Raw genomic sequence first — 24,257 nt, 5'->3', positions numbered from 1 at the left:
GGTCACTTATCTTATAGGAATAGATTAAAAAAACCCATCAAAAATGACGGGTTTGTATCAGTTCGTTTTCCTCCAACTGCTTTAATTCATTGAAATCCAGACACTTTTGACTTCTGTATAGTTTTCAAGTGCATAGGAGCCCATTTCCCGGCCGATACCGGATTGTTTAAATCCGCCGAATGGAGAAGCGGCATCAAAGACATTGTAGCAGTTCACCCAAACCGTGCCTGCACGAAGATTGTTAGCAATATAATGAGCATTTTTTAAATTATTTGTCCAAACGCCGGCAGCCAGACCAAAATCACTATGATTCGCACGGTTCAGCAGTTCATCTAAATCGTCATATGGCATCGCCGAGATGACCGGTCCAAAGATTTCTTCCTTCGCAATGGTCATTTCATCCCGTACATCGGCAAAAATCGTTGGTGCAACAAAATACCCTTGCTCCTGAGGCTTTTTCCCTCCTGTCACAAGCTGCGCTCCTTCGTTAAGGCCCTTTTCAATATAACCAAGCACACGGTTTTGCTGCTCGATCGAAACAAGCGGTCCGATTTCAGTATCTTGATTGATGCCTGCTCCTTGTCTAATCTTGTTCGCGTGGGAGGCCATATCAGCGATCACATGATCATATTGCTTCTTTTGAATATAAACGCGAGAACCTGCGCAGCAAACCTGTCCCTGATTAAACATAACTCCATTAAGTGCACCTGGGATAGCTTTTGTTAAATCCGCATCAGGTAAAATAATATTTGGTGATTTGCCGCCAAGCTCCAATGTTACGCGCTTCAACGTATGAGAAGCACTTGCCATGATCCGCTTTCCAACGGCTGTAGAGCCAGTGAAGGCAATTTTATCAACCAATGGGTGATCAACAAGCGGCTGGCCTGCTGTTTCGCCAAAGCCTGGAACAATATTGATGACCCCTGGTGGAAAACCGGCTGCTTCGATTAGTTCGGCTAAGTAAAGGACAGATAAAGGCGTTTGCTCCGCCGGTTTCAGAACAATGGTACAACCTGTTGCAAGCGCTGCTCCGAGCTTCCACATCGCCATGAGGAGTGGAAAGTTCCAAGGGATGATTTGCCCAACCACCCCAACGGCTTCATGGCGTGTATAATTGAAGAAAGGTCCATTAACGGGAATCGTCTGTCCAACAAGCTTCGTTGACCAGCCTGCATAATAGCGCATATGCTCAATGGACAAAGGAATGTCGGCATTGGACGTTTCACGAATCGGCTTTCCGTTATCCAACGTTTCCAGCTGGGCAAGTTCCTCGCGATTCTCTTCCATTAAGTCAGCAAGCTTGTACATCAGTCTGCTTCGATCGGAAGCGCTCATTTTTGACCACGGTCCTTGATCAAAGGCTTTCCGGGCTGCTTTCACAGCGACATCAATATCAAGTGCACCTGCTTCATACACACTTGCTAATACTTCTCCAGTGGCTGGATTGTACGTATCAAAGGACTTTCCTGATTTACTTTCAACAAACTGTCCATTAATATATAATTTTTTCTTTCCCTGTAAAAATTTTTCTACCTTTTCATTCATTCCTTTTGTCAGTTGGTTCATAAGAATTCCTCCTACATTCATAGTTTTTTAATCATTTGATAGAACCTTGCAATATTTGCATGAATATTCTGACTTAGGTGAAGGCTCATCTCCTTTTTTAGGACTCACTCTTTTCATAAGCAAATAGGATGCCAAATGTGCAAAGTCTATTCCTAACAATCCTTTCATGTAGTGAAATAAAAAAACGCCGAAAAAACGGCGCTATCAGCCAGAAATTTGACTAGAACCAACAATAATTTGTTTCCCAAGTTATTAATAATGAAATGAAAGAATGAGGTGAAGTAGACTGAAACAACTTTTCTGCTAAGTAATTTGTTTAGAGACAAAAAAATAAAAATATCAAGTGTTTTAAAGGACGAATTCACATAGGAATTCGCTTTTTGTATAGATCGATGTAATAGGATTTATGTGATTTTAGCAGTAAAATTAGCATTAGTTTTAACGTGCTTTTTAGCAAATGGACAATATCTATTGTTCACTGCTTAAAACTAGTGCTAAAAATCATTGTTAATTTAAGTGAATGGTGCCAGGTACCTTCCAGATTTTAATTCTGACAAACAAATGGACCTCGAACCAATAAATTGACTTATAAACTCATCTTGATTTTAATTAAACTAGCATATGTTAACGTTTACAGAACCACCATTTAAACAGTACTTGGAGGAGATAGCAATGAAATATCGCAAGCTTGGAAATAGCGGACTACGTGTTTCTGCACTGGGACTTGGGGGAAACTCATTTGGCTCACGTGCTGACAAGAACACTTCTATTCGCATCATTCATCAAGCCTTGGATCAAGGCATCAATTTCATTGATACTGCAAATATTTATTCAGGTACAAAATCCGAGCAAATCATCGGCGAGGCATTAGCTGACCGGAGACATGAGGTGATCATCGCAACAAAAGCAGGACTTCCTCGCGGTAAAGGCCCGAATGACAAAGGATCTTCCAGGTTACATATTCAACAGGAAATAGAAGGAAGCTTGAAACGACTTCGTACCGACTATATCGATCTTTACCAGATTCATAGCTTTGATCCAGATACTCCATTAGAGGAAACATTAAGAACACTTGATGATCTTGTACGCGATGGAAAGATTCGTTATATTGGCGCTTCCAATTATGCTGCATGGGAACTCATGAAGGCGCTTGGCATTAGCGAACGGCAAGGGCTTTCGCGATTTATTTCCGTTCAACAATCCTATTCCCTTGCTGACCGAACGACTGAACAAGAATTGGTTCCATGCTGTTTAGATCAAGGTGTTGGCATCATTCCTTATTTCCCGCTCGCAGCCGGCCTTTTAACTGGTAAGTATGGTGATGGGACGCAAATTCCTGCAGGTTCACGATTAGATAAAGATCCCAACTCGATTATCGGCAAACGGCTGGACGATAAACATCTTCATCTTGTAAAACAAGTTGCCTTATTCGCAAAAAAGCACGACACATCTCCGGCAGCCTTATCACTGGCATGGCTTTTGAATCGTTCAGTCGTTTCTACCATTATTGTCGGTGCCACACGGGAAGAACAGGTGATGGAAAATATAAAGTGTCTGTCATTAGACTTAGATCAGTCAACCATTGAGGCACTTGATCAAGCCAGCATGCCTTTCCGTTATGGGGAACCATTTGCTTCCTTTCGCCTGCAAAAAGAAGAGGAAAAATAAACAAGATGACAAGCACCATCCAATATTTGGATGGTGCTTGTCATCTAAACCAAATCCAAAATCTTTTGCAAAAGTAAACGCCTGTGCCCGGTCTTGCTATACGTGAAGCAAATTTAGACATCCCACAATACGAATGTCTAGGTCTTGAACGCTTTTTCCTAAAGAAAAAGCGTTCAAGACTTTTTTAGGTTAATGATGAACATTTTAATTTTTTAAAAATAAGTTATTTAATATTAGTTGTAAAAAAACCTTCGTGAAAGGGGAAGCAACAGTGGAATATAAAAAGGGAGAAAAAGGTTTTATATTAGAATTCAATGAAGCAGAGGAAATGAACTTTGAAAGTTTCGTGGATACCTTAAAAAAACACGAGGAATTCGGCAGTCTTTCATCAAATAGTGAATTCTTAGCTTTGATACTAAATGAAGGCGTCACTTCGTTACAACATAAAATAAACACCTTTAACGAAGATCCCGATGAATTAGACAATCTTTCCTTACCTAGTTCTCTACAAGAGATTTTAGCGTCACTTGTAAATGAAAGCCTGTCTGCCTTACAATACAACCTAACAAAGGAAAATGGATTCACATCCCTTGATGAACTTTTAACCATAATGACGAATACTGATACCCTCTACCATGAAACAGACCCATCCATACAGAAAAATGAACATTCTACAGCTTTGGATGATTCTTTACCGTATGAAAATAATAATTATGAATAACCAGTAACATTTTAGATGGGGTCATGAATCCTTTTAATCATCTCCGGAAAACAGATTATACTAAGAAGTCCAGATTATGACTTTAGTTAACTACTGGGGAATATCCGAGCCTACTAACAGCTAATGCTATTTGATAATATCTCTTACCATTGGGATGAACTCCTCCTTTTGATAATAAAGCTTTTTCATTCCCTTTAAATACACTATTGATATCAGCTACTTTAACATTCATTCCCAATCAAAACTATTAATCAATGAATGAAACGCTTTAATTGCTTCATCTGCTATAGGAATATTGGGAAATGGATTATATAAATTCATTAATCGCAAAATGAATTTATCTATATGGTGAACTCTTTCTAATATTTTCGAGTAATTATTTTGGGATTGTTTAATAGCATGGGATATTCTTCCTTTGTCTTTATTTATTAAAAATTGTTTAGCGGCGTTTATTTAAGTCATCCCCTCCAGCCGTTATTGTAATGATATTCGCACATTTTACAGGTTCCGTAACAATCGGGGAATAAGTAAAAGTTAAAACGTCCTCTGTGACTGCTCCCGACCTTGCGTATTCTTGATAAAGAAGAGGCTTTTTTATTCTTTGTTGGCTTAATCCTCCATAATATTCAACATATCCCGGTCCCAAATAGGAACACCAACACCGACAGTAAGGGAATCGCCTATCGCAAGATAACGAAAGGAGTTAAATCTATATTTCACCTCATTTAATTAGTTATAATCTTTTCGTATTCAAACCTCGTAAAATTAGAAACCACCTGAGATGTACTTCGTCCGGTCCATGGGGAAACAATCCCCTTTTAATGAAGGGAACATATAAATATAAGAAACTCTTACTGTCGAAATAGAAAGAAGGAAAATGAATGGCAAGCGGATTGCATCAAGTTGAGGTGAATGTACCGATCAATCAAGTTTGGGATTTTGTTAAGGACATGGATAACTGGGCTCCACTTATTCCTGGTTATATTCAACACCGGAAATTTACTAATCGTCAGTCTACCTGGGAATTTTATAGTCATATGGGATTCGTAAAGAAAAAAATCAGTCTGATGGTTACGATAAAAGAATGGATTGAACCGACAAAAGTTACTTTTCATTTAAAGGGGTTAAATGAGAATTTTTTAGGAGAAGGATATTTCCTAGCAGAAGCAATCGATCAAAGTAAAACAAGGATGACCGTTTTTCTTGCGATCACCGCCGGTGGTGCAATGGGGCCACTCATTAATAAAGTTTTAAAGTCTAATCTTCCTAAGGTAACGGAAGAAATGGCTATTGCTATCGCCACAAAATTGGAGGAGCTTAATAAAATTTAATTATGTTTTAAAGTTTAAATCCCCAAAAAGCAGTCCCCTGTTAAGTGTCGGGGGACTACAACAAATGGCGGGTCACTCCCTTTGCTTTTACTAATTGGAAGCGAATCGAAGTCAACCTCTATGGCATTGAAAATTCTTTTTTATCCTTGTAGCAAGAATGGAATGACAAAAAGACGGCCTTAATAAGTCCCATCGGATTAAAATATCAATAAAAATGTTTTTACAATAACTTTTATATCCTTAATAATTGAACAACTTTTAACATAAGCCAATCTTGAAACGCCGGGAAACGCCGGGACGGTTCTGCCATTTCAATCATTAAATCAATATCTGTGTGGAGATAACTCTCTACAGGGAATTTTTTGATTTTCTTCAAGTTAAACTTGAACAATACCTATAATCCTCATTGTAGAAACACGAGAACCGTCCCTTCGCTTCAATTCAGTCCCAGGTTGAAACGTTGTATTTCTTAATGTTACTAATCCGGATGGCTTTTAACTAAATTTTTCTCTTATTTAAGCTCAGCTTTCAATGTTTCTTTCATTTCATCAAACTCTGTGTCGACCTCTGTTGAAGGTTTGGCAGTTAGGATGCTTACAATGATGATTGCTACTAATGACAAGATAAAGCCTGGAATCATTTCATACATAAATCCTTTAAGAGCCTCATTACTGATCCAAATAATAACCGTGAATGCACCAACAATTATTCCTGCAAGCGTACCCCAGACATTCATACGTTTCCAATACAAGCTTAATAGGATTGCTGGACCAAATGCTGAACCGAATCCTGCCCATGCATACCCAACTAAATTTAGAATTGTATTATTTGGTGTTAAGGATAATAAGATTGCTATTATCGAAACAAGTAGTACAGCTAAACGACCAATTCGAACGAGTTGTTTATCAGCTGCATCTCGTTTAAAGAATGTTTTATAAATATCTTCTGTTAATGCGCTAGATGTAACTAGAAGCTGAGAAGAAATTGTACTCATAATTGCTGCTAAAATTGCTGAAAGTAAAAAGCCAGTAATAAACGGGTGGAATAATACATTTGAGAACATGATAAAAACTGTTTCAGGATCCTCAAGTGTAACACCTCTTTGATTTACATATGCAATTCCAACAAGACCTACAAACATTGCACCAATGATCGAAATAATCATCCAGCCCATCCCAATTCGACGTGCAGGCTTTAACTCTTTTACTGAGGTAATTGCCATAAAACGAACGATGATATGCGGCTGCCCAAAATATCCCAAGCCCCATGCCAATAATGAGATAATCCCGATAACAGTTGTACCTTTAAAGAAATCGAGCAGAGTAGGATCTATTTCACGAATAACATCGAAGGTAGGCTGTATACCACCTAAATCTGTAAAGGCGACAATTGGTACCAATACAAGAGCTACAAACATAATAATTCCTTGAACAAAATCCGTTAAACTAACCGCTAAAAATCCACCGAAAAGCGTATAAGCTACAACAACCCCACCTGTGACAAATAACCCTATTTTATAATCTAAATCAAAGGCAGATTCAAAAAGTACACCACCAGACACCATACCTGCTGATGTGTAAAGTGTAAAGAAGATGATAATAACAATGGCTGAAACTAATCGTAGTATTCTCGTTTTATCTTTAAAGCGATTTTCGAAGAAGTCGGGGATCGTAATTGAATCGTTTGCTACTTTTGTATAAGTTCTTAATCGTGGTGCTACAAGGATATAGTTAAGATAAGCTCCTAGGCATAAACCAACAGAAAGCCATAGACTGGACATACCTGTTACATACATTGCTCCTGGTAAGCCCATAAGCATCCATCCACTCATATCTGATGCGCCAGCTGAAAGCGCTGTTACAGCAGGTCCTAAACCGCGTCCACCTAACATATACCCTTCAATATTATCTGTTGATTTCTTATAGGCGTAATACCCAATCAACAACATCCCAATAAAATAGATTGCTAAAGAAATATAAACTCCAATACCCATCCTATCTCTCCTTTAATATTATTTTTCACCAATAAAGTGAAGCAAGAATCAGTTAATCCTGCACAAAAAAATTTCAAAATTTACTTTCCCAAAGAAGGGGTGACGGAAGATACTACTGAATTAACTTGTACAGGAATCAATACAAAAATCGTTCACCGCTTATGGTTATGGTCTAAGCTATCAAAATATTTATTAAGATTCAAGGACGTATAAGTATAATAGATTTGATAAAACAAGCATAGAATCCCTTTGTATCAAGTGTTAGAGCTATTAATAAAAATAATTAAAGTTTTAATATTCAGTAAATTCAGATGAGTGAAATAAGAACTGTCACCAACTAAAATTTGTCTATAATGTTAGCTCAACTTTCGTAGACCAAAGGTAAGCCCTAATGTAACTTGGTTGATTCTATCCGTATACACTTATGCGGGATTTATTTTTTTAGGCGAATGGTCGCTTTTAATGTGTCCATGGACTCGGAGCTCTTTGATGTCCCTTCGTTTCACTAGTACAATTAGCTGTTTATTAAATGGTTTAAAGCCATACATTGTCCAAACATGAAAAACCCCCTAAATGGAATATTGGATGTTGACTAGACACCAAACCATAGGGGGTTTTTCCATATGCTTCGACTAGTGTCAAAGCAATATAGCTTTCATTCTGTATTTTACACTAAAATTCCAGGAAATTCATATGCTTAAAAGGATTGTTAGTATAATAAATTTTAGTTTCATTATTGAATTACTGAAGGAATATTTTTAAAATAAAGTGTAACCTTATTGGTTCGGAAACGGTTCGGGACCATTGAAAACAGTGGATTTTTCAGTGACCTCGAACCGTTCCCTTATTCCTTATTTCGCAAAGACGTGGTTTCCAATCGTTGTAACGACTTCACGGCTGCGAATCCAAGTATCTGTTGCAATCTCTGGATTATAGAAGTAAATGGAGTCATGTAAACGATCTTTTCTTGTTAGTGCTTCTTCCACAGCTCGTATTGAGTCATCTGACGCAGGTTTGTTGATTTCACCGTTTTGTTGTACTGAGGCATAGGCATTGCCTACCACCTCATTAATGACATTTGTCACCGTATCTGGAAACTCGGGAAACTCCACCCAATTTAAGACAACCGTCGAAACGGCTACTTTTCCTTCATAAGATTCACCTTTTGCTTCTGCTTCTACTAATCTAGCAAATAAGTCTTTTTCTTCATTAGAAAGAGAAATGGCTGGTTCCACCGTTTCCTCTTCTTTTATTTCTTCTTTAACCTCTATCGGCCCTTTCTCCTCGGGTAATTAGGACCATAATTTTCTCTTCTCAATGCCACAGCCATTAAAACAACCACTTATATTATCATTAAACATATTTTAATTTCTTAAAATATAGTTATATTTCCATGATTCAATAATACTAAATACCTATTATAAATTCACTATTTAATAGTTATAAATGGAAAATGAAATTAATTTGTAGAAATAAAAAATAACCTTCCCCAAATGAGAAGACTAATAGTTCAATGAAATACATCGCACTTTTTCACAACATCAGGTTCATAAAAATTTAAAAGTTTGGCTACCTCTATGTCATTAGCCAATTTACAATCACTAAATAGCATCCCATAAATCTCTACTTTAGCGTTTTCGTCTAAAAAATTATTCTTTTTATCTTTTATCAGCTTCATATAATCCACTAGTTCACGTAAACCCGTTATCGTGTAATCAGTACTTGTAGTATACTTAACTTCTCCAATGTGATATAGGGATGGTTCTCCCGTTTCATTACACGAAGATGAAACGGAAGAACCGTCGAATTGATTCAAGTCAAGACATTTCGCCTGTAGCGTCCCACTGCTTTATATAACAAAAACGGAACAAGGAACAATTTGATACTTACCCAACCTAAAAATTATTCAGGTACATACACCTTCTGTAACGGCAGCAGTACTCGTTTATCATTTGGCATTTTTTCATACCAATCAACAATTAACCTTACCAATTCTTCTAAATCAACTAGACGTACGGAGTTATGTTTTGCTACTGCTTCAGCATGTGATGTAAAACCTCCTGTTGAAACAAATAGACTGTTAGCATCTATTGGGTTGGCACCTAATAATTGCTGTATTTCAGGAGCTGAAGCTGAACTTTTGCGGTGTTTTACTTGTACTTTTATAATTGGTTTTTCAAAACCAAACGCATCTTTATAAGCTAATACATCTACTCCACCATCAGGACCTTTTGGGCTGATGCGAACGTTGTAACCCATTGCTTCCAAAAGCCCGCCAACCAATTCCTGCATCTGCCAAGGATCTAATTTATCTACTTTATCCTCTATCATCACCAAAGCTTTAGCCACAAAGTCTTCCACAACTTCATTTTCTTCATTATCATCATTTTCGTCTGTAAATACTAAAGAAGGGTTTTTTAACAACTGCTCTATTTCCTTTCCCCACTGGTCAATACGAAAAACAGTTAAAGTTGAACCTAAGCTATTTTTGGCTGATTGTGTTAACAAATCTCTTTCAACAGTTGTATGTTCCCAATTGACTTTAATGATGTTTGGATATTCAGGATGTCCTACAGTAGGATCATAAAAATGTTGTTCTATTACGGTGCCGACTATGTATTCTCTTTTTTCTTTGGAATAGGATATCACTCTGTCTCCAGTCTGTATCTCTGTACTAAACCGCCAGACTTGATTAACCCAGCTATTTCTTGATTGAGGCTTTGACTCAGGATAAACAATATCCGCCTTTCTCAGCATTTCTCCTTTCTTTTGATATTGTTTAGGATTTTCCAATTGCGGCCATCCAATTGAAGCAATCCCTTTTTCTAGCCAAATTGGAATCAGCTCATTTTTATCACCAGCACGAATCATCCACCACTTTGTCATATAATATCAGCTCCATATATGTTTAAAAAGCAATTTATTAATCCAACATTTAATTGGAATGAATTTAATGTTTCATTATATCTAGCATTCATAAAGTAAATTCATCAATCTCTCATAAATCCCCTTCCAAGAATCATCCAAATTCACCGTTTTCACTTCCATCGTAATCCGTTCATCCCAACGATAAGTTTCATTCACTTCTGCTCCATTAAATGGATAAATTAAAATTCCTCTTAGATTGCTCTCCTTGGGCTGATGCATAAGATAAGTAAAAAGCTGATACAGATTATGACTATGAAAGGAAGCCTTTCCAAAATGCTCCTGAAATACATTTTTATAGAACTTAGCATCCATAACGATTTTCTCAAGACCATTTTTATGCGTTAACGAGATGTCCGTCCTCATAGACGGCAATAATGTTCGATTGCCTTTCAGATTCCATTGCATTACCTCTGAAGAAACTCGGTAATCCTCTTGTTCAATGCGATAGAAGTTCAATAAAAACTTCTCAAAAATAGAATTCAAAGATGCTTCATCTAGCTCCGCAGAAAACAAACTCCAATTTCCATTTTTATGGGATAATAAGGTCAATTCATGTAATAAACGTGCAAGATGGATCATTCTTCGATAATAGACATTATGTCTGCCAAAATAGATTCTTGAAAACATCCCCTTTGTAATGGGTGGTGAATCGACCTCGGGAAAATAATCAAGAAAGGCAAAACTTGTCATTCTTGTCTCTTTTTTTACGAACCGATTTTTACAAATGGCTTGCAATGTGCTTTTCATGATTTGATTGAGTAAAATATTTGCCGTGTAATGATCCTTTTCGCAAACAACAACCGGCTGTCTTGCCAATATATAGGACATCGATTCAGTCATCATCACACGACCGCCTACTCTGCCAGTGGTTTCAATCACCGATACATAATCCTTCACAAATCCTCGTCGATTTATTATTTCTACTTCCTTTAAAAATTGGTTCACAATAAAATCAAATGTTATCAGATCCTCATCTACATCATTCAAACTCTCTATTAACTCGAGACTTTCATTCACATAGCTGAGCATGCAGAATAAATTTCGAATCGGTACTTTGAATAGACTATCCATATTACATATCCTCAAGTAATGCTTGGATGACTTCGGGACGATCAAAGAAATATTCCTCTAACAGCGGTTTAATTTCATAGTTGAGAATCCCTTTAAACCATGTTTCTTCATTCATATTTTCAGGCTTTGAGGTAAAAAAGGAATGACCAATGGCATAGCCTCTTCCTAATTGGAAATCTTCTATAATTTCCTTATTCACATTTTCCACTATATATAAAATCCGCTTAATCATTTGTTCAGATACACCGGACGTTTGCAAATGATAGCTCCATTTTTCATTAAAAACTGGTCCAAGTGCGACAAAAGCAAACCTGCGGCGAAGGGCGACTTCTAATTGCGCTAAGGAACGATCAGCTGTATTCATGGTTCCAATCAAATACACATTACTAGGTACAGTAAACTTTTCTTTTGAATAACCCATCGTCACATATTCATCACGCTTATCTCGTTCAATCAACATGAAGAGTTCGCCAAAAATCTTTGATAAATTGCCACGATTGATTTCATCAATAATAAAGAAATAGGACTTCTCAGGATTGGCGATTGCTTCCTGGCAAAAATCAAAGAAAATCCCACTTTGAAGGATAAACCCTTGTTCAGTAGGCCTATACCCCATGACAAAATCTTCGTATGCATAATTTTGGTGAAATTGGACCATCTCTACTCGGTTGGTATCTTTTATCCCCATTAATGAATAAGCAAGCCGTTTCGCAGCAAAAGTTTTCCCAACTCCAGGAGGTCCCTGCAAAATGATATTTTTCTTATAATGAAGCAGATTGATGGTTGTTTCGTACTGATCTTCATCCATGAAGACTTCCTTTAAAAATTCTTCTTTTGTATAGGTTTCAAACGTTTCATTCTTCACAGTTTGTCCAATCGCTTCAACGGCTACTTTTAGATTTGGTTTCAGCCTCCATATAAAATGCCCATTCTCAGCAGCTTCACCCGTAAACAATACACTCCAATAAATATCTCTACGATCATTCCTTTTAGGAGGATTCTGATTCACAGCTTGAAGGATCCGTTTGGCCAGCTGGACAACAGGTGTATTAAATGAAGAAAAATGCTTATCTAACGCCTCTGCCAATTGCGTTGCCGTTGCTTCTCCCCCCAGTTCATACATCTTATGAATATAAACGAGATCAAAGTCATGAAAGATGTCCTTCCTTTGAAGGAGCTCAACCCACGTTTCTGTACTGATTTCTTGTTCTAATTCATAAGGTTCTCTTGGTTCGACTACATGATCTGAACTTCGAAACTGATTTAAAACATCAACCATCTTTTGTTCGAAATCCTCATATGTAAAAGTTTCAACATCAGAATGCATGATCAGATCGTTTTGACCTCTGTTAGGATGTTGATCTCCATATAATAATCCATAACGAATTCCCTTCTCAGCAATTGAAACAAAAAATTGCGGCGCTGTCCGGTGATTGCTATAAGAAGCTTCATATACCGCTAGCCAGCATTCGGAACCACCAAAATTCTGATTCCAGTTAAATCCATTCAATACCTTGTCTTCAACAAATTTCAACTCTTTAAATTCTTCTATACTGCGAATTGACTGATGTATTTTACGAAGTTCTTCTCTCACCTTCTCTTTTTTGTCAGCATAATATAGCTCAAACAAGATAAAGTAGTTATTCCATGCTTGTAATATATTGGTCTCATATCTTTCATTTACTTCATTTTTCAACTTTTCCAATTCATCCATTTGAATGGAACCCGTTTCCAAAATTCGATCGATCAGCAAAAATCGAATGCGATTAATTTTTTCCGTATTTTGATAACGATTTCTTAAAGATATCAATTGCTCTCGATCAAATCCAATAATAGTATCTAATAACTGGGACGGCTGGTTCTTGAATCGAGCTAATTCTGATGCTAATCTATCTAAATAAACAACTGCACTTTCTACATATATTTTTTTATATTGAGAACTGCAGAAAAAGAAATCTTGAATGTCTAACATCGATAGGTCGGGGTAATTGGTTTGAAAATGATCAAGTGTTATTTGGCAAATTTGCAAGTAGGCTTCATAATTGCTGCCGACGAGGCCTAGCTTCATATCAATTCCGTAGGATTTCTTTAAATCTGTAAAAACCTCTTGTTTATACAGTGGATACTTCTTATAATCGAAGGCTGCTAATAGATAGCCAAATAAAGGGGCACCTAATGAAATATTGGGATTATACTGTTTTCCATTATTCCGAAAGCCTTCAATTCGTTCTTCAACTGGTATAGCTGAATAGTATAGTTGGTTCATTAATTCCGCAACTTCCACAGGTTCATCCTCTGCATATTTAACCAAATCCGCCGTGTTACTCCAATGAACAAAGCTTCCTGATGAGGGATTTTCTTTTTGAATCTTTTTGACAATATCTACAACCGTTAATTCATTGATTTCCTGCCCTTTTAAAAATTCATTTAACCGTGGCAAAATTTCCTGTTTATAGGACTCATCATAATGTTCAGTTTGTTTAAATGCTATATACTTTTGAAATGATATATCTATGTATGAATCTTTTAATAGTTGTTTTTGCAGGTATTCGAAATCCATTTTTTACTTTTTACACCTCTTCAAATAATTCTAACGTTAACACATGAAGTTCTAATATACCTCATTCAGTTTACTATTCATTATCATACAGCTCTATATGGTCCTTTAAATACCTCACGAATATGCCAGCCTAGAAATTTATGGTTCGGAACATAATAGGACTGAATTGGATTTCTTATCAATTGACCATGATATTTCATTACCCATTCTTCGAAGCCTTTATTTCCGTTGGCATATTCAGAAACTAAGAAGCGTCTCTCGTTGTTTATAGTAAAAATGCCCATATCAAAAAGCTTGTGATGGAGAGAACATAAAGCAATACCATTTTCCTCTATATCTGGTTCACCTGCTTGATGCCACTTTATATGTGCAGCCTCAATCCCTACAAGTTTACTTCCTAATCGAACATTAAATCCACATATAGCGCAGCTGTATTCGTATGCCCGTAATACATTCTCTCGAAATTTTGGGTCCCTATTCTTTATTTTTTTTACATTAAAATCAATACCAATGGATTCTAAAATATCCTCATGTATGGTTGCTGGAAAATGCGTTGATAGTATCATCTCAACTAACTCTTGTTGTAGTAATCGATCGTTTATTAATAAATCATAGACTGCTTGCGAAAAGCCACCTGCTATATTATTTTCTAGTAATTGTTTGTTGGTAAATTTACTTGAATTAACATTGACAGACAGTTCCCAGATTCCATCATTAACTAATCTGACAAACGGCTGCTCTGGATGATATGATTTTCTCAATGGGCCAAAATCGATTAGTAATTCTTTCAACGTGTCCCTAGCTTTACTATATTCAATTAAACGAGGCATCCCTCTTTGAAGTTGCCCTATTGAATATAGAATAAGCAGAGGTTTATGTGGAGCTCGTTGATCCCCTTTTTCCATATAGATAAATCACTTATTCTGTTAATTAGCTGCTCTTTATTCATACCAAATTCCTTCAATCATTAAATAATTATTAAAGCATTAAAAAATTAATTCCTCAGGATTTATTAATTTAATTATAACAAATTAAATTGAAAAGAAGGAAAATTAAGGTATTCATAGCTTTTATAATAAAATAATTTACACTTGTAAATTATAAAATCACAGAAAAATACTTCTAAAATTTAATTAACGTTTCATTACTTTCTCATACCATTCTTCCTGATATTCCTGCACCTTTAAACCCCACAAACTCCCATAAATAACGCTATAAAAATACCCTTCAAATGTGCTGTGAATCTTCCCTTCCCTATACATAAAGACCGTCCGTTTAAAGTCAGCAATAATCAACTCCATCACATCATCTAGACTTGCCATCAACTTCACTTTTCTATATGCCAATTGAATCTTCGACCAAAGCTTATGGATATTACCAATATGAAAAAATGGTTTAGCCGCTAGGACAAAATCTTTATTCACATACTCAGGTAAAAAGCTTATATCGAATTGACGCCATTTAACCGGTTTTAGCTGAACTTTTGTTTTATCATCTGCACTTGATTTTGAACTCTTCAACTCTTCTCTTGGTGTTAGTTCTGTATTTTGTTTAAAATCTTTACTTTTTTCACCCTCTGCATTTTTACAACAATCCACAACTGAACCGTTAACTGCCTTTGAATTTAATCCTATTTCATTAACTGAATCTTCAACCTCAGTCTCCTTTACGATAATACGATTTTGTGTTTTATTCTCACAGAGTGAGCTTTGTTTATTCTCTGCTTTATTAGGAGTGAATGGACGAGTGACATCCTGGGGTGACAACGGAGTTAATAAAGAATCAATCGTTTCAAAAGGCTGGATCACAAACAGATTGACACCCTGCTTTCCGTTCATACGCACGGTCGGGATCTTCTTGATAAAGAGGAGCTCCTCCAACATTTTCACAGCACGAATAACGGTCCTCCGGCTCAGCCCGACAGCTGTGGCCATTGTATCATACTTAGAAAATGACACCCCAACAACCTTTACAGAATAGTTCCATAGATAATGCAATACCTTGATTGCTCCATCTGATAATGAAGACTTAAATTTATATAAAAATCCACGAACCACTTGATCCATTTCCTCGACCGTAGCAAAAGATTGATAGTTTTTGATGGTTTCATAGTTCAGCTTATCCATTGGTCATTCCTCCTAGAGGGTTTCATGATGTTATTTAGAAAAAGAAACTTCTTTAGGAAGAGTTTCTTTCCTTTCAAACTCCAATGTATAAAATTAAAAACACCCTGTACACTTCTCAAAAAATGCAATTTTCACCGCAAAATGATCAAATTCAGGGTGAATTGATATAAATTCAGGGCGAATTCATATCAATTCACCCTGAAAATACGATTTTTGGTCTAAAATCACAAAAGTAATAAAAATATCATCTTTTGAAAATTAACAATAAAAAAACCAAATTTATTTCCCAATGGTACGCTTGGGCGTACCACTTTAATTTTTCCAGTATGGTAATTTCTTCTTATAGTCAATGATTTATGATTGTGGGGAGAATGATGGAGAGAAATGTAGTTATAAATATTAAAGACTTACTAGCAAAATATAATATTTCTCTAAGAGAGTTATCCAGACGTACAGATATTCGTCATGCAGCGTTAAATGAACTAGCAAACAATGAAAGAGAGTTTGTCTATCTTAACCATCTGAAAAAGATCGCAGATGCCCTTGATATCGACGATATGAATGAAATTATTTACTTTGAATCTAGTAATAGAGAGTAAATGCTGCTACATAAGTGTTTTTCCATTTACTTTCTATCAAATCTTTTATAATATTCGCTCCCTATTTCTGTCCATTCTATATTTTTTTTTTGAAACTTATTGTGAAATGATATACATGAAAAGAGGATGATTATAATGAAAGCCGTATCATATTTGATATTGCTCTAGTAAAGGAAGTTCCCCGTTTAGTTACAAACTGTAATACATGATCATAATTTAGGAAAGTTCCGAAAATTTTCAATACCCTCTTTAAATGATGTTTCCCCTCTTCAAACCTTTTTTATAAATAATGATATTCAGTTTTATTACTCTACAAAATAAATGATGTTATTTCTTTAGCCTAATTTCCGACATTAAGGAGGTGAACCAAAAACATTTTACCCAACTTACTCGATCTTAGTTCCCATAATCATCCATAACTAATAACAAAATATTGGAGGCACAACATGATCGACAACTACCTTATTAATCTTTTCACTTCTGCACTAATTTCTCACTTTGATAATGGATACGAATACACCCAAATCATAGAGGGGAAGCAAACCTTTATTGTTCGTCAATCTCCTGATGATATAGTAAAAGCCTCTGTTCTTCATCTTGGATCTAACCTGGATGGTGCCATTGAATCCGCTCGATTAATATTGAAAAAGAAATATAAGGTTCCCATTGGTTTATCTATACAACATAATATATTCCTCATTCGTTGCCATTCCATTCATCATACAGGCATCGTTTGGGTTGTCAACTCTCATATTCACGACATTGAACCAGATCCAAATGACAGAAAGAAAACAATTATTCATTTTATCGATAATCATTCCCTAACCGTTCACATGAAAGTAGATTTGCTCCAAACCAAACGAAATCAAGCTCTTTACCTACACTCTGTTTTATTAGAACGTTCGAAAATGACAAAAACTATGACCCTCCTATATGAAGAAGACAAGGGAATTATTTTTGTAAAAGAAGCAGGCCAGCTGAACTATACGGTAAAATCTAAGGAAAAGGAAAAAGAAAAGGAAGTAGTGAAAAATCAGTCAGCGCAATTTAACAAGGAGTAACTGGCACGAATTCGTCACATATCTATTCTTTTCTTTATTGTAACACCTAACCCTTCCGTCTTATAATAAAATATCGACTCTTTTCTAATGAAATGCAAAGTACATTTATCTAAATAAATAGTTTTAAAAGTTCCTTAACATAAGGTGGCGTTATATTGTGGAAGATTATTTATCAGGAAATTACATATCAAGAGAAGTTAAACAGGTCATAAACGATTTTGGAGATGAAATCGAATTTGAAATTATACGTTACAAAAACCGCTACTCTTTAACCGTAAACATTTGTCAGAATAAACCGCCTTTTTTAGATTGCATTGGATTCGGAGAAGATCCCCGCAGACGAAAGTCAGCCATAAGAAAGGCTCTAAAGGAACTATATTTGCAGGCTTATGGAATATAAAAGATTTAGCCATACTATAAAAAAGTTTATTACTGAAAATAATTGTTTCATAAAGCAGTTTTTAACGTGAAAGCGATTTGCAAAATAGCAATATAACAGGAAACAGAGGGCTTCCCTTACTTCCTGATGTACCACATAAATGCATTAATAAAACTCGTCTGAACAATAGATAGATCCCCAAAATTCTAATTCCACTTAATCGATCCGGCAGGCTTTGAATCGATTGAACAACGCTTCCAGTTTTGCTTCAATTCGATAAAACAAAAACAGGGTGACGGCAATCGGAAAGCCGACCTCACTAAGGGGAATGAACTGTTCCACGAAAGACACCTCTATTCTTTATTCATATTGGAAAAGGCTGCCTCCTGAAGGAAAGCAGCCCTTTATTTTTCAACAATTACGATTCGACACGGTCTTACACAATCTCATAATCTGTTACGTTATGCTCGACAAGACGCGCTTCTTTCACACTGACAAAACTTTGATTGCCACCGCCAAAAATGTTAGCCGACAATAATTAAATCCATCACCTGCTTCACAGCTGCGTTATCGACTGGCTCCTTCGGATAATCAATTGTCAGCTTTGAGGTTTTTCCCAAACCAGTTGTAAAGTGCAACTCGAGTGTTTTTACCATATCCCTCATCCTCTCCCATTAACGTTGTCGTTCTTTCTTAGGCCATTACTTCATACATACCATTCTTTTCAACTGTTGCAAGCGGATGAATCGAAAGGGAAGCCAGTGACTGCCCAATCTGGTAAAGCTGATCCGCCGTAGCCGATTCCACCACACCGCTATAGGTCTTCGTCTTAAAAATTGATTTCCCACCTTCGTCAATCCCTTTCTCAAAAGTTAGTCGTAGCTTCATCGACTTTATCAATGTCTGTGCCATTTTTATCATCCTCTCCTTTCATGCTCTTTTTTATAGAGAGAGCAGCAAAAAGTGTCCCATGAGTTTAACTTTTTTCGATGATTATAAGTAGAAGTTACACCAGGTTCCTTTTTACTGGAACTAGAAGTAATTTGTGGTCTAAATATTTTTCACCAGTCGTTTCTGACCATACTTATTTAAATAAATAACTATTACAATAATTTCCTAAACTTTTGTTCGGTGGTTCGAATCCCTTGGAAAAACGATAAGAAAACCATTGATTTATTGCTATATATCTGTTGTATCGTGTAAATTTGTTATTTAATAAAAAAAGAAGTAGTTGCTTTAGACTATTTCAGGATTTCTTGCATTTAGCTTAATTGGATATTAATTACATACCACAACAATTTTGAAGACCGTGTCGTTATTTTAGCAGTAGATCACTTGGCAGAAAGCTGTCAAACTAACGTTTATCCTCAATCCCCAACAGATTTTTCAAGTTATCCTGTTCAGTCTTATCGTAGTCATTTCAGTTTCTTTAAAGTACCATGTCCCTTGAGCAAAAAGCAAAAGACGGCCATAATTTTAAGTGCTCATGAAAATTTTCACACAGTTTCGCTAACCAATTTAATGAGTTATTTTTATATGAATTTAAAAAACTTTAGACGAGAATAACAACTCGTTTGGTAACTAGACGTGCTTAGAATTAACGATTTATGTTTATATACGGAATATCTATAATATTTTTACTTATGTTATTACTAAATTCTAAAACCCTAGTAGGATACATTTGAACCATGGGGCTTGGCCCATTCCAAAAACTTTCATCATTGAGTTTATTAGCTTCAGTATTGTCTGTAAATTCATAGGTGACCCTTAGGACTCCTTGATTACTGTGAAAATAAAAATACAGTGCAATAGGCCAGAAGGCATTACTAAAACCATCTGGAATTGGATATGAGCAATATTTTGTAGATAAATAGTTTTCTCTATTTTCCTTCCCCAAATAACCATATTCAAGTCTATAATTCCTTGCATCTACTTTTACTAATGAGGAGGTAACAGAAATATTCCCCGTAGACATTGAACCATTAACAGCTCGTTCATCGGTTAAAGATAAATTCTTAAAAGCAAATGGAAAGGAAAGGAAGAATTGAAATCTTTTCGAATCGTCTCTTTTAATAATAATCGACGAAGTCATACTAGCAATTGCAAGTGTGTTTATACCATATTTCAATTCATTAGCATCCAAAAAATCTTCAGGATTTGGTAAATTACTTATAAGCGGAATATTATTTAATCTGTTTAATATAAAAATAAAAACAACGAGAAATATACATGCCAATCCAGTTGTTATAATAAGAATTTGCTGGATTTCTGGCTGTATTGAGTTATTTGATTCAATAAGAAAGAATGTAGAAAAAGCCCACAAACCAATACAAAATATTAATATAAAAATTGTTACCTTAACTACAAAGGAGTTAAGGTCTTTTTTATTATGATAAATTTGTTCATACATTCCAAGCTTATCACGAAATCTCAAATATGCCTCTATATCACCAATTTTTTGATTTATTGGAATTTCAATAATGCCCCACATAAGTTCTCTTAGTTTTTGTATAATATGTTGGCTATTTATGGAAATAAAAATTGAAACTAAACCAACAAGTGTTAAAAGCCCACTAGCAATACCAGATAATATAGTAAGAATATCACCTACGGAGTCTGATTCAATATCACTTAGAATTTTTATAATTTGATTTAAAAAGTTCACTTTATCACCATCTTTTTACTTTACAAACCTTGTAAATTTGTAGCTAATAAAACTACTTTTGCAAATTGTATTTTAACTTAAATTGTTTATCCCTTAAATTATTTAAATGGGGCGTATCACTCCATAGCCACAACACTTTAAAAAGTATTTCATCTTAGTGTGTCTCCAAGTATCAAATTAAACTTTCGTGTTATAATTCCACACTGTATTCTTAAGGGAGCAATTGGTGACCGCTTGCATATTTGTTAGCGAGCGTTAAAACCTACTTTGGTGGATAATGTTGCCCTGCATATAAAAGATTAAACTTAGTTAAATTCCTTTCATCAGGATCCCCGTGAATGTCGATTTCAGATAAGCTTTCAAGACATGTTCCCTTTTAATATTTTTTGAAATTGGCATTATTTAACCCCCTTATAGCTTTTAGTATAAAACCTTGATTATTCTCCAATTTCCTTTCTTTCAAGAGGATAATATACTAATATACCGATGTCCTTCAATGGATTAATAAGATGTTCCCTATATTTTCATAGAAATCATTTTGCTACTGACTCGGTCGGTAGAGATTCTGGCTTTTTGATTAATGAACATAATGATGTAATGACTTACTTAGTTGTCTAATACCCGGATTACTATTACGTATTTATAAATCTTTCCGACGATGGTGAAAGGCATTTTGGCAGAAGGTATCTCTCCAATTTTGGAAGAAGCCCAGGAGATTACTATTGCCAATCTAAATCGAATGGTGTAACAGAAGATACATTGATCAAATAAAAACATTATGAACTGCTAAAAAGAGCTTGAACAATAAAGTTCACAATTTTATTCATTCACAAAATGAAAAAGTAAGTCTATAAAAACCCTCCTCTATGAGAAGGGTTTTATTTTACATTATAAAACTATTCTATTCTAAAGTGAGTTTCGTATTTTGCGTTTTTAAGTGATTTATTTAGATTTTTTCTTGCAGCCTCGATTGATTGGTAATAAGTTCTAAACGGCTCAGAAGAATCATCGGCTACTTTTTTACTATTTGGAAAAGGAATAAGGATTTCAAGAACTCGTTCACCAACATCTTCACGGTTTGTTTGCATTAAAATAATTCTATCCCATTGATTTCTAACCAGCTTTAGCGATAATGCCCATAATAGATAAAATTGGTCAATATATTCTTTACGTAAACTTCTAATGATCAAGATTTCTTTCGTAAGGACTATATTTTCTTGACCAGGCATTAATACACTAAATTCCCCAATATTCTTACTGGCTCTTTCAGGTGAAAGCAAATCATAAGCTTCCAAATTTGACTTGTCACCTTTCCAGTACTTTTTCGCTAATTCTTCGGGTATCATATTCGCGGGGTTTATGTTTATATTTCCAGCTCTAATATCTGAAACCTTTATATACGGAATGTCCCCTATCCTTTGGTCAGAGCTTGGACTACCATGTCCAGAAAATAATGTTATATACCCTTCATTAACTAATTGACCTAAAGACTTCAATGTATAGTCTTTATTTGCAGTAAATGCTTTTTCGATTTGTTCTAAAGTACTTTTATCATGATATTGAGGAACTAAAACCTTAGATTTTTTAACCTTTTCTACATCGATATAACTTGTATGTTCGTTTTTTATGTTTCTATTTAATATTTCATCTACACTTTCAGAAAGCTGGTCATCAATTTCAGTCTTTGACCTTTCTCCAGTCAAAGGGTCAACCTTATATTGTTCTAATCCATCTTTATTAATTCCGCATGTTTGTGGATTAGAAATTAATATCTGGTTATCCTTGTACCAGCTAGGTTTTGGTATATTCATGTTGAATCCTCCGTTTTATTTCTTCTCGAATATATAGAAGTTTGTCTTGGCCCTACAAAAACCTTGGAAGGCCTCCATTGGGATATTTATTAATCCTCGAAGAATAAATCGGTCTTCAATCCACTCTTGAAGCCACAAGTAAGATTTTGAGAAAAAATATGTTTCAGGCAGAATAATTCCTAATCTCCCCCCTGAAATTAGCAAATTATGGCATCTTTCCAAAAAGATAATTCCTAATTCTCTGTTCTCATAAGTATTACTTACCGAAACATGTTTACCTGTTTTTTTATCTTCTACATATTTTTGGGCAACCGAATAAGAAGACTTCTTAGCTTCCGCTCCAGTTAATTTTAAATTTTTACCAAATGGTGGATTTGTAATAACACATGTGTATTGGCCATCTTTTAGTCCAGTTGTTAAATAAGGCCAATTTTTTTGCCATAAGTGTGCTCTAAGCGAATCACCCAAATAAGTGTGAGTTGACCCATCCCCTAAAATCATCATCATAGCTTTGGTTAGTTTTACGTTAATCTGGTCTTTATCAACACCATATAAATGTTTTTGGGCCCAAGCTTTTGCGTCACCATCATCCCAATTTGTAATACTATTTTTCATACTTGAAAAAGCTTCTAGTAAGAACCCGCCTGTACCGCAAGCAGGATCAATAATCACATCATCATATTGAATTTCCATTAATTTTACGGCGCTTTTTATAATTGGATACGGTGTAAAATACTGACCCTCTCGGATTTCAAACTGGCATTCCTAAAAACTTGAAATGCAACAGATAGAGTATCAATTGAGGTATCAAGTAATTTACTTTTACCAATTTCGTAACAAACCATATGAACAGTGGAAGCATCCAAATTTATTTGCTGGTCAGTTATTGAGCTAAATAAATCCGAATGGGTTAGTTTCATTTTTATAAAAAAGTCCTTTATCTTTTCAAAAGTTTCCTCTTCATCTTTCCAAACTTGGAAGGTAACAGGTTCATTAGGATATATCTTTGCTCGTTTATCACTTTCAAGCTTTATTAATAACAAATTACATAACTGGTTTAATTGGTCATCTCTTCTGGTACTAGTAGTATCCATTGATACAATGTTATTTAAAAGCCTTTCAAATCTAGTTCTTAGTCCCTTTGCATCAACTGGTTCTAAGTCACCCCATTTTATTGGTTTTTCAGTTGGAATTAGCAGGTTATCTGTAGGTTTAGGTAAATCTGCTTTATCTTTTCTGATAAATTTCCCTTCAGCATTTCTAAATAAACCAACCACATCGGTTCCATTTGTCCAATATCCAACCAACACACGGGGTTCTAACGACATATAAATTTCTAATTGTGATAGGCCAGTTGTAATATCGGGTTGTTTGGTTTCAATAATAATTTGAATGTGTTCCCAATTCCCTACATTTTCACCCGAGTCAAATATTGCTACGTCAACAGGAAATCCTTTAAAGCTTTTTCCAGCTTCCCTTTTAGCCGCCTCGCTAGGACTTTTAGGAACATGCCATTCTGGTTGATATTGTAGCTGATGAGAGTCCCATCCCAATTCAATTAATTTATCTATCAAAGGTAATCTTGTTAGTATGTGTTCTTTCTGTTCTTTTACTGTCTTATTGGCTTTCCCAGTTTCCTTTGCCACACAATTCACTCTCCAATTTCCAAACTATTATAATTTTATCATTTTTGAACCTGGAACAAAACAAGGGGATCATTATTCCCGAATAATATAAAATTAAGATTTTATTTAATAGAAAAAATTATGATCTTAAAG

Annotated in this window: 19 protein-coding genes and 2 pseudogenes; 6 read left to right on the top strand and 15 right to left on the bottom strand. The window is 35.3% G+C overall.

What is annotated here, in order from left to right; all coding sequences use genetic code 11:
• Window positions 1–81: 81 nt before the first annotated feature.
• Window positions 82–1,566 (bottom strand): aldehyde dehydrogenase family protein, encoded by a 1,485-nt coding sequence (locus R4Z09_RS12255; RefSeq protein ID WP_338452575.1) that lies wholly within the window; start codon window positions 1,564–1,566, stop codon window positions 82–84.
• A 672-nt stretch (window positions 1,567–2,238) separates the two neighbouring features.
• Between R4Z09_RS12255 and R4Z09_RS12250 the strand changes: the two genes are divergently transcribed.
• The 3 genes from R4Z09_RS12250 (at window position 2,239) to R4Z09_RS12240 (ending at window position 5,286) form a co-directional block, all read left to right on the top strand.
• Window positions 2,239–3,234, top strand: coding sequence for an aldo/keto reductase (locus R4Z09_RS12250; protein ID WP_338452574.1), 996 nt, complete (start codon window positions 2,239–2,241; stop codon window positions 3,232–3,234).
• Between the two features lie 271 nt (window positions 3,235–3,505).
• A complete protein-coding gene (locus tag R4Z09_RS12245; protein WP_338452573.1) occupies window positions 3,506–3,955 on the top strand; it encodes a hypothetical protein in 450 nt (149 codons plus the stop codon).
• 881 nt (window positions 3,956–4,836) lie between these two features.
• Entirely contained in the window at window positions 4,837–5,286 is a 450-nt protein-coding gene (locus R4Z09_RS12240) for an SRPBCC family protein (protein WP_338452572.1), read from the top strand.
• A gap of 511 nt (window positions 5,287–5,797) precedes the next feature.
• Here R4Z09_RS12240 and putP read toward each other — a convergent pair.
• The 7 genes and pseudogenes from putP to R4Z09_RS12205 form a co-directional block, all read right to left on the bottom strand.
• Window positions 5,798–7,279 carry a sodium/proline symporter PutP gene (putP, locus tag R4Z09_RS12235; protein WP_338452571.1) on the bottom strand — a complete coding sequence of 494 codons (1,482 nt, stop codon included), beginning with the start codon at window positions 7,277–7,279 and terminating at the stop codon, window positions 5,798–5,800.
• A gap of 851 nt (window positions 7,280–8,130) precedes the next feature.
• Complete coding sequence (locus R4Z09_RS12230; protein ID WP_338452570.1) at window positions 8,131–8,514, bottom strand: cell wall hydrolase; 384 nt, start codon at window positions 8,512–8,514, stop codon at window positions 8,131–8,133.
• A 667-nt stretch (window positions 8,515–9,181) separates the two neighbouring features.
• Window positions 9,182–10,165, bottom strand: a complete 984-nt coding sequence (locus R4Z09_RS12225) for a restriction endonuclease (RefSeq protein ID WP_338452569.1) — start codon at window positions 10,163–10,165, stop codon at window positions 9,182–9,184.
• Between the two features lie 81 nt (window positions 10,166–10,246).
• Window positions 10,247–11,278, bottom strand: a complete 1,032-nt coding sequence (locus tag R4Z09_RS12220; RefSeq protein WP_338452568.1) for an McrC family protein — start codon at window positions 11,276–11,278, stop codon at window positions 10,247–10,249.
• A gap of 1 nt (window position 11,279) precedes the next feature.
• Window positions 11,280–13,838, bottom strand: a complete 2,559-nt coding sequence (locus R4Z09_RS12215) for an AAA family ATPase (protein ID WP_338452567.1) — start codon at window positions 13,836–13,838, stop codon at window positions 11,280–11,282.
• 83 nt (window positions 13,839–13,921) lie between these two features.
• A pseudogene (locus tag R4Z09_RS12210) lies at window positions 13,922–14,787 on the bottom strand (phosphorothioated DNA-binding restriction endonuclease).
• 184 nt (window positions 14,788–14,971) lie between these two features.
• The gene (locus R4Z09_RS12205; RefSeq protein ID WP_338452566.1) at window positions 14,972–15,964 is read right to left on the bottom strand and encodes a helix-turn-helix domain-containing protein; all 993 of its coding nucleotides are present in this window, start codon (window positions 15,962–15,964) and stop codon (window positions 14,972–14,974) included.
• 374 nt (window positions 15,965–16,338) lie between these two features.
• On the opposite strand from R4Z09_RS12205, the gene R4Z09_RS12200 reads away from it, so the two are divergent.
• From R4Z09_RS12200 to R4Z09_RS12190, 3 genes are all read left to right on the top strand, one after another.
• Window positions 16,339–16,563, top strand: coding sequence for a helix-turn-helix transcriptional regulator (locus R4Z09_RS12200; RefSeq protein WP_338452565.1), 225 nt, complete (start codon window positions 16,339–16,341; stop codon window positions 16,561–16,563).
• Between the two features lie 446 nt (window positions 16,564–17,009).
• Window positions 17,010–17,624: a competence protein ComK gene (locus R4Z09_RS12195; RefSeq protein ID WP_338452564.1), complete on the top strand. Its 615-nt coding sequence runs from the start codon at window positions 17,010–17,012 to the stop codon at window positions 17,622–17,624.
• Window positions 17,625–17,781: 157 nt separating this feature from the next.
• Window positions 17,782–18,024 carry a hypothetical protein gene (locus R4Z09_RS12190; RefSeq protein WP_338452563.1) on the top strand — a complete coding sequence of 81 codons (243 nt, stop codon included), beginning with the start codon at window positions 17,782–17,784 and terminating at the stop codon, window positions 18,022–18,024.
• A gap of 193 nt (window positions 18,025–18,217) precedes the next feature.
• On the opposite strand, the pseudogene R4Z09_RS12185 reads toward R4Z09_RS12190, so the two are convergent.
• The 7 genes and pseudogenes from R4Z09_RS12185 to R4Z09_RS12155 all read right to left on the bottom strand — a co-directional run.
• Window positions 18,218–18,345, bottom strand: a pseudogene (locus tag R4Z09_RS12185) (YvrJ family protein); the annotation flags it as partial.
• A gap of 182 nt (window positions 18,346–18,527) precedes the next feature.
• A complete protein-coding gene (locus tag R4Z09_RS12180) occupies window positions 18,528–18,659 on the bottom strand; it encodes a DUF2922 domain-containing protein (RefSeq protein WP_338452562.1) in 132 nt (43 codons plus the stop codon).
• A 37-nt stretch (window positions 18,660–18,696) separates the two neighbouring features.
• Entirely contained in the window at window positions 18,697–18,915 is a 219-nt protein-coding gene (locus R4Z09_RS12175) for a DUF1659 domain-containing protein (protein ID WP_338452561.1), read from the bottom strand.
• Between the two features lie 685 nt (window positions 18,916–19,600).
• Window positions 19,601–20,668 (bottom strand): hypothetical protein, encoded by a 1,068-nt coding sequence (locus tag R4Z09_RS12170; RefSeq protein ID WP_338452560.1) that lies wholly within the window; start codon window positions 20,666–20,668, stop codon window positions 19,601–19,603.
• A gap of 896 nt (window positions 20,669–21,564) precedes the next feature.
• Window positions 21,565–22,479, bottom strand: coding sequence for a hypothetical protein (locus tag R4Z09_RS12165; protein ID WP_338452559.1), 915 nt, complete (start codon window positions 22,477–22,479; stop codon window positions 21,565–21,567).
• Window positions 22,480–22,494: 15 nt separating this feature from the next.
• Window positions 22,495–23,172: an HsdM family class I SAM-dependent methyltransferase gene (locus R4Z09_RS12160; protein ID WP_338452558.1), complete on the bottom strand. Its 678-nt coding sequence runs from the start codon at window positions 23,170–23,172 to the stop codon at window positions 22,495–22,497.
• A 17-nt stretch (window positions 23,173–23,189) separates the two neighbouring features.
• On the bottom strand, window positions 23,190–24,125 hold the full coding sequence (locus R4Z09_RS12155; RefSeq protein ID WP_338452557.1) for a hypothetical protein: 936 nt from the start codon (window positions 24,123–24,125) through the stop codon (window positions 23,190–23,192).
• Window positions 24,126–24,257: the final 132 nt, after the last annotated feature.

Origin of the sequence: Niallia oryzisoli (genome assembly GCF_036670025.1) — a bacterium.
Lineage (GTDB): Bacteria > Bacillota > Bacilli > Bacillales > Cytobacillaceae > Bacillus_BD > Bacillus_BD oryzisoli.
The sequence above is the reverse complement of the archived record's forward strand: the minus strand, read 5'-3'. Positions and strand labels throughout refer to the sequence as shown.

Bases quoted from the DNA above. Each gene is read 5' to 3' on its own strand.
- R4Z09_RS12180 (WP_338452562.1), bottom strand. From the start codon at position 18,659: ATGGTAAAAACACTCGAGTTGCACTTTACAACTGGTTTGGGAAAAACC.
- R4Z09_RS12240 (WP_338452572.1), top strand. From the start codon at position 4,837: ATGGCAAGCGGATTGCATCAAGTTGAGGTGAATGTACCGATCAATCAA.
- R4Z09_RS12215 (WP_338452567.1), bottom strand. From the start codon at position 13,838: ATGGATTTCGAATACCTGCAAAAACAACTATTAAAAGATTCATACATA.
- R4Z09_RS12165 (WP_338452559.1), bottom strand. From the start codon at position 22,479: ATGAATATACCAAAACCTAGCTGGTACAAGGATAACCAGATATTAATT.
- R4Z09_RS12205 (WP_338452566.1), bottom strand. From the start codon at position 15,964: ATGGATAAGCTGAACTATGAAACCATCAAAAACTATCAATCTTTTGCT.
- putP (WP_338452571.1), bottom strand. From the start codon at position 7,279: ATGGGTATTGGAGTTTATATTTCTTTAGCAATCTATTTTATTGGGATG.
- R4Z09_RS12220 (WP_338452568.1), bottom strand. From the start codon at position 11,278: ATGGATAGTCTATTCAAAGTACCGATTCGAAATTTATTCTGCATGCTC.
- R4Z09_RS12175 (WP_338452561.1), bottom strand. From the start codon at position 18,915: ATGGCACAGACATTGATAAAGTCGATGAAGCTACGACTAACTTTTGAG.
- R4Z09_RS12200 (WP_338452565.1), top strand. From the start codon at position 16,339: ATGGAGAGAAATGTAGTTATAAATATTAAAGACTTACTAGCAAAATAT.
- R4Z09_RS12255 (WP_338452575.1), bottom strand. From the start codon at position 1,566: ATGAACCAACTGACAAAAGGAATGAATGAAAAGGTAGAAAAATTTTTA.
- R4Z09_RS12160 (WP_338452558.1), bottom strand. From the start codon at position 23,172: ATGGAAATTCAATATGATGATGTGATTATTGATCCTGCTTGCGGTACA.
- R4Z09_RS12250 (WP_338452574.1), top strand. From the start codon at position 2,239: ATGAAATATCGCAAGCTTGGAAATAGCGGACTACGTGTTTCTGCACTG.
- R4Z09_RS12195 (WP_338452564.1), top strand. From the start codon at position 17,010: ATGATCGACAACTACCTTATTAATCTTTTCACTTCTGCACTAATTTCT.
- R4Z09_RS12225 (WP_338452569.1), bottom strand. From the start codon at position 10,165: ATGACAAAGTGGTGGATGATTCGTGCTGGTGATAAAAATGAGCTGATT.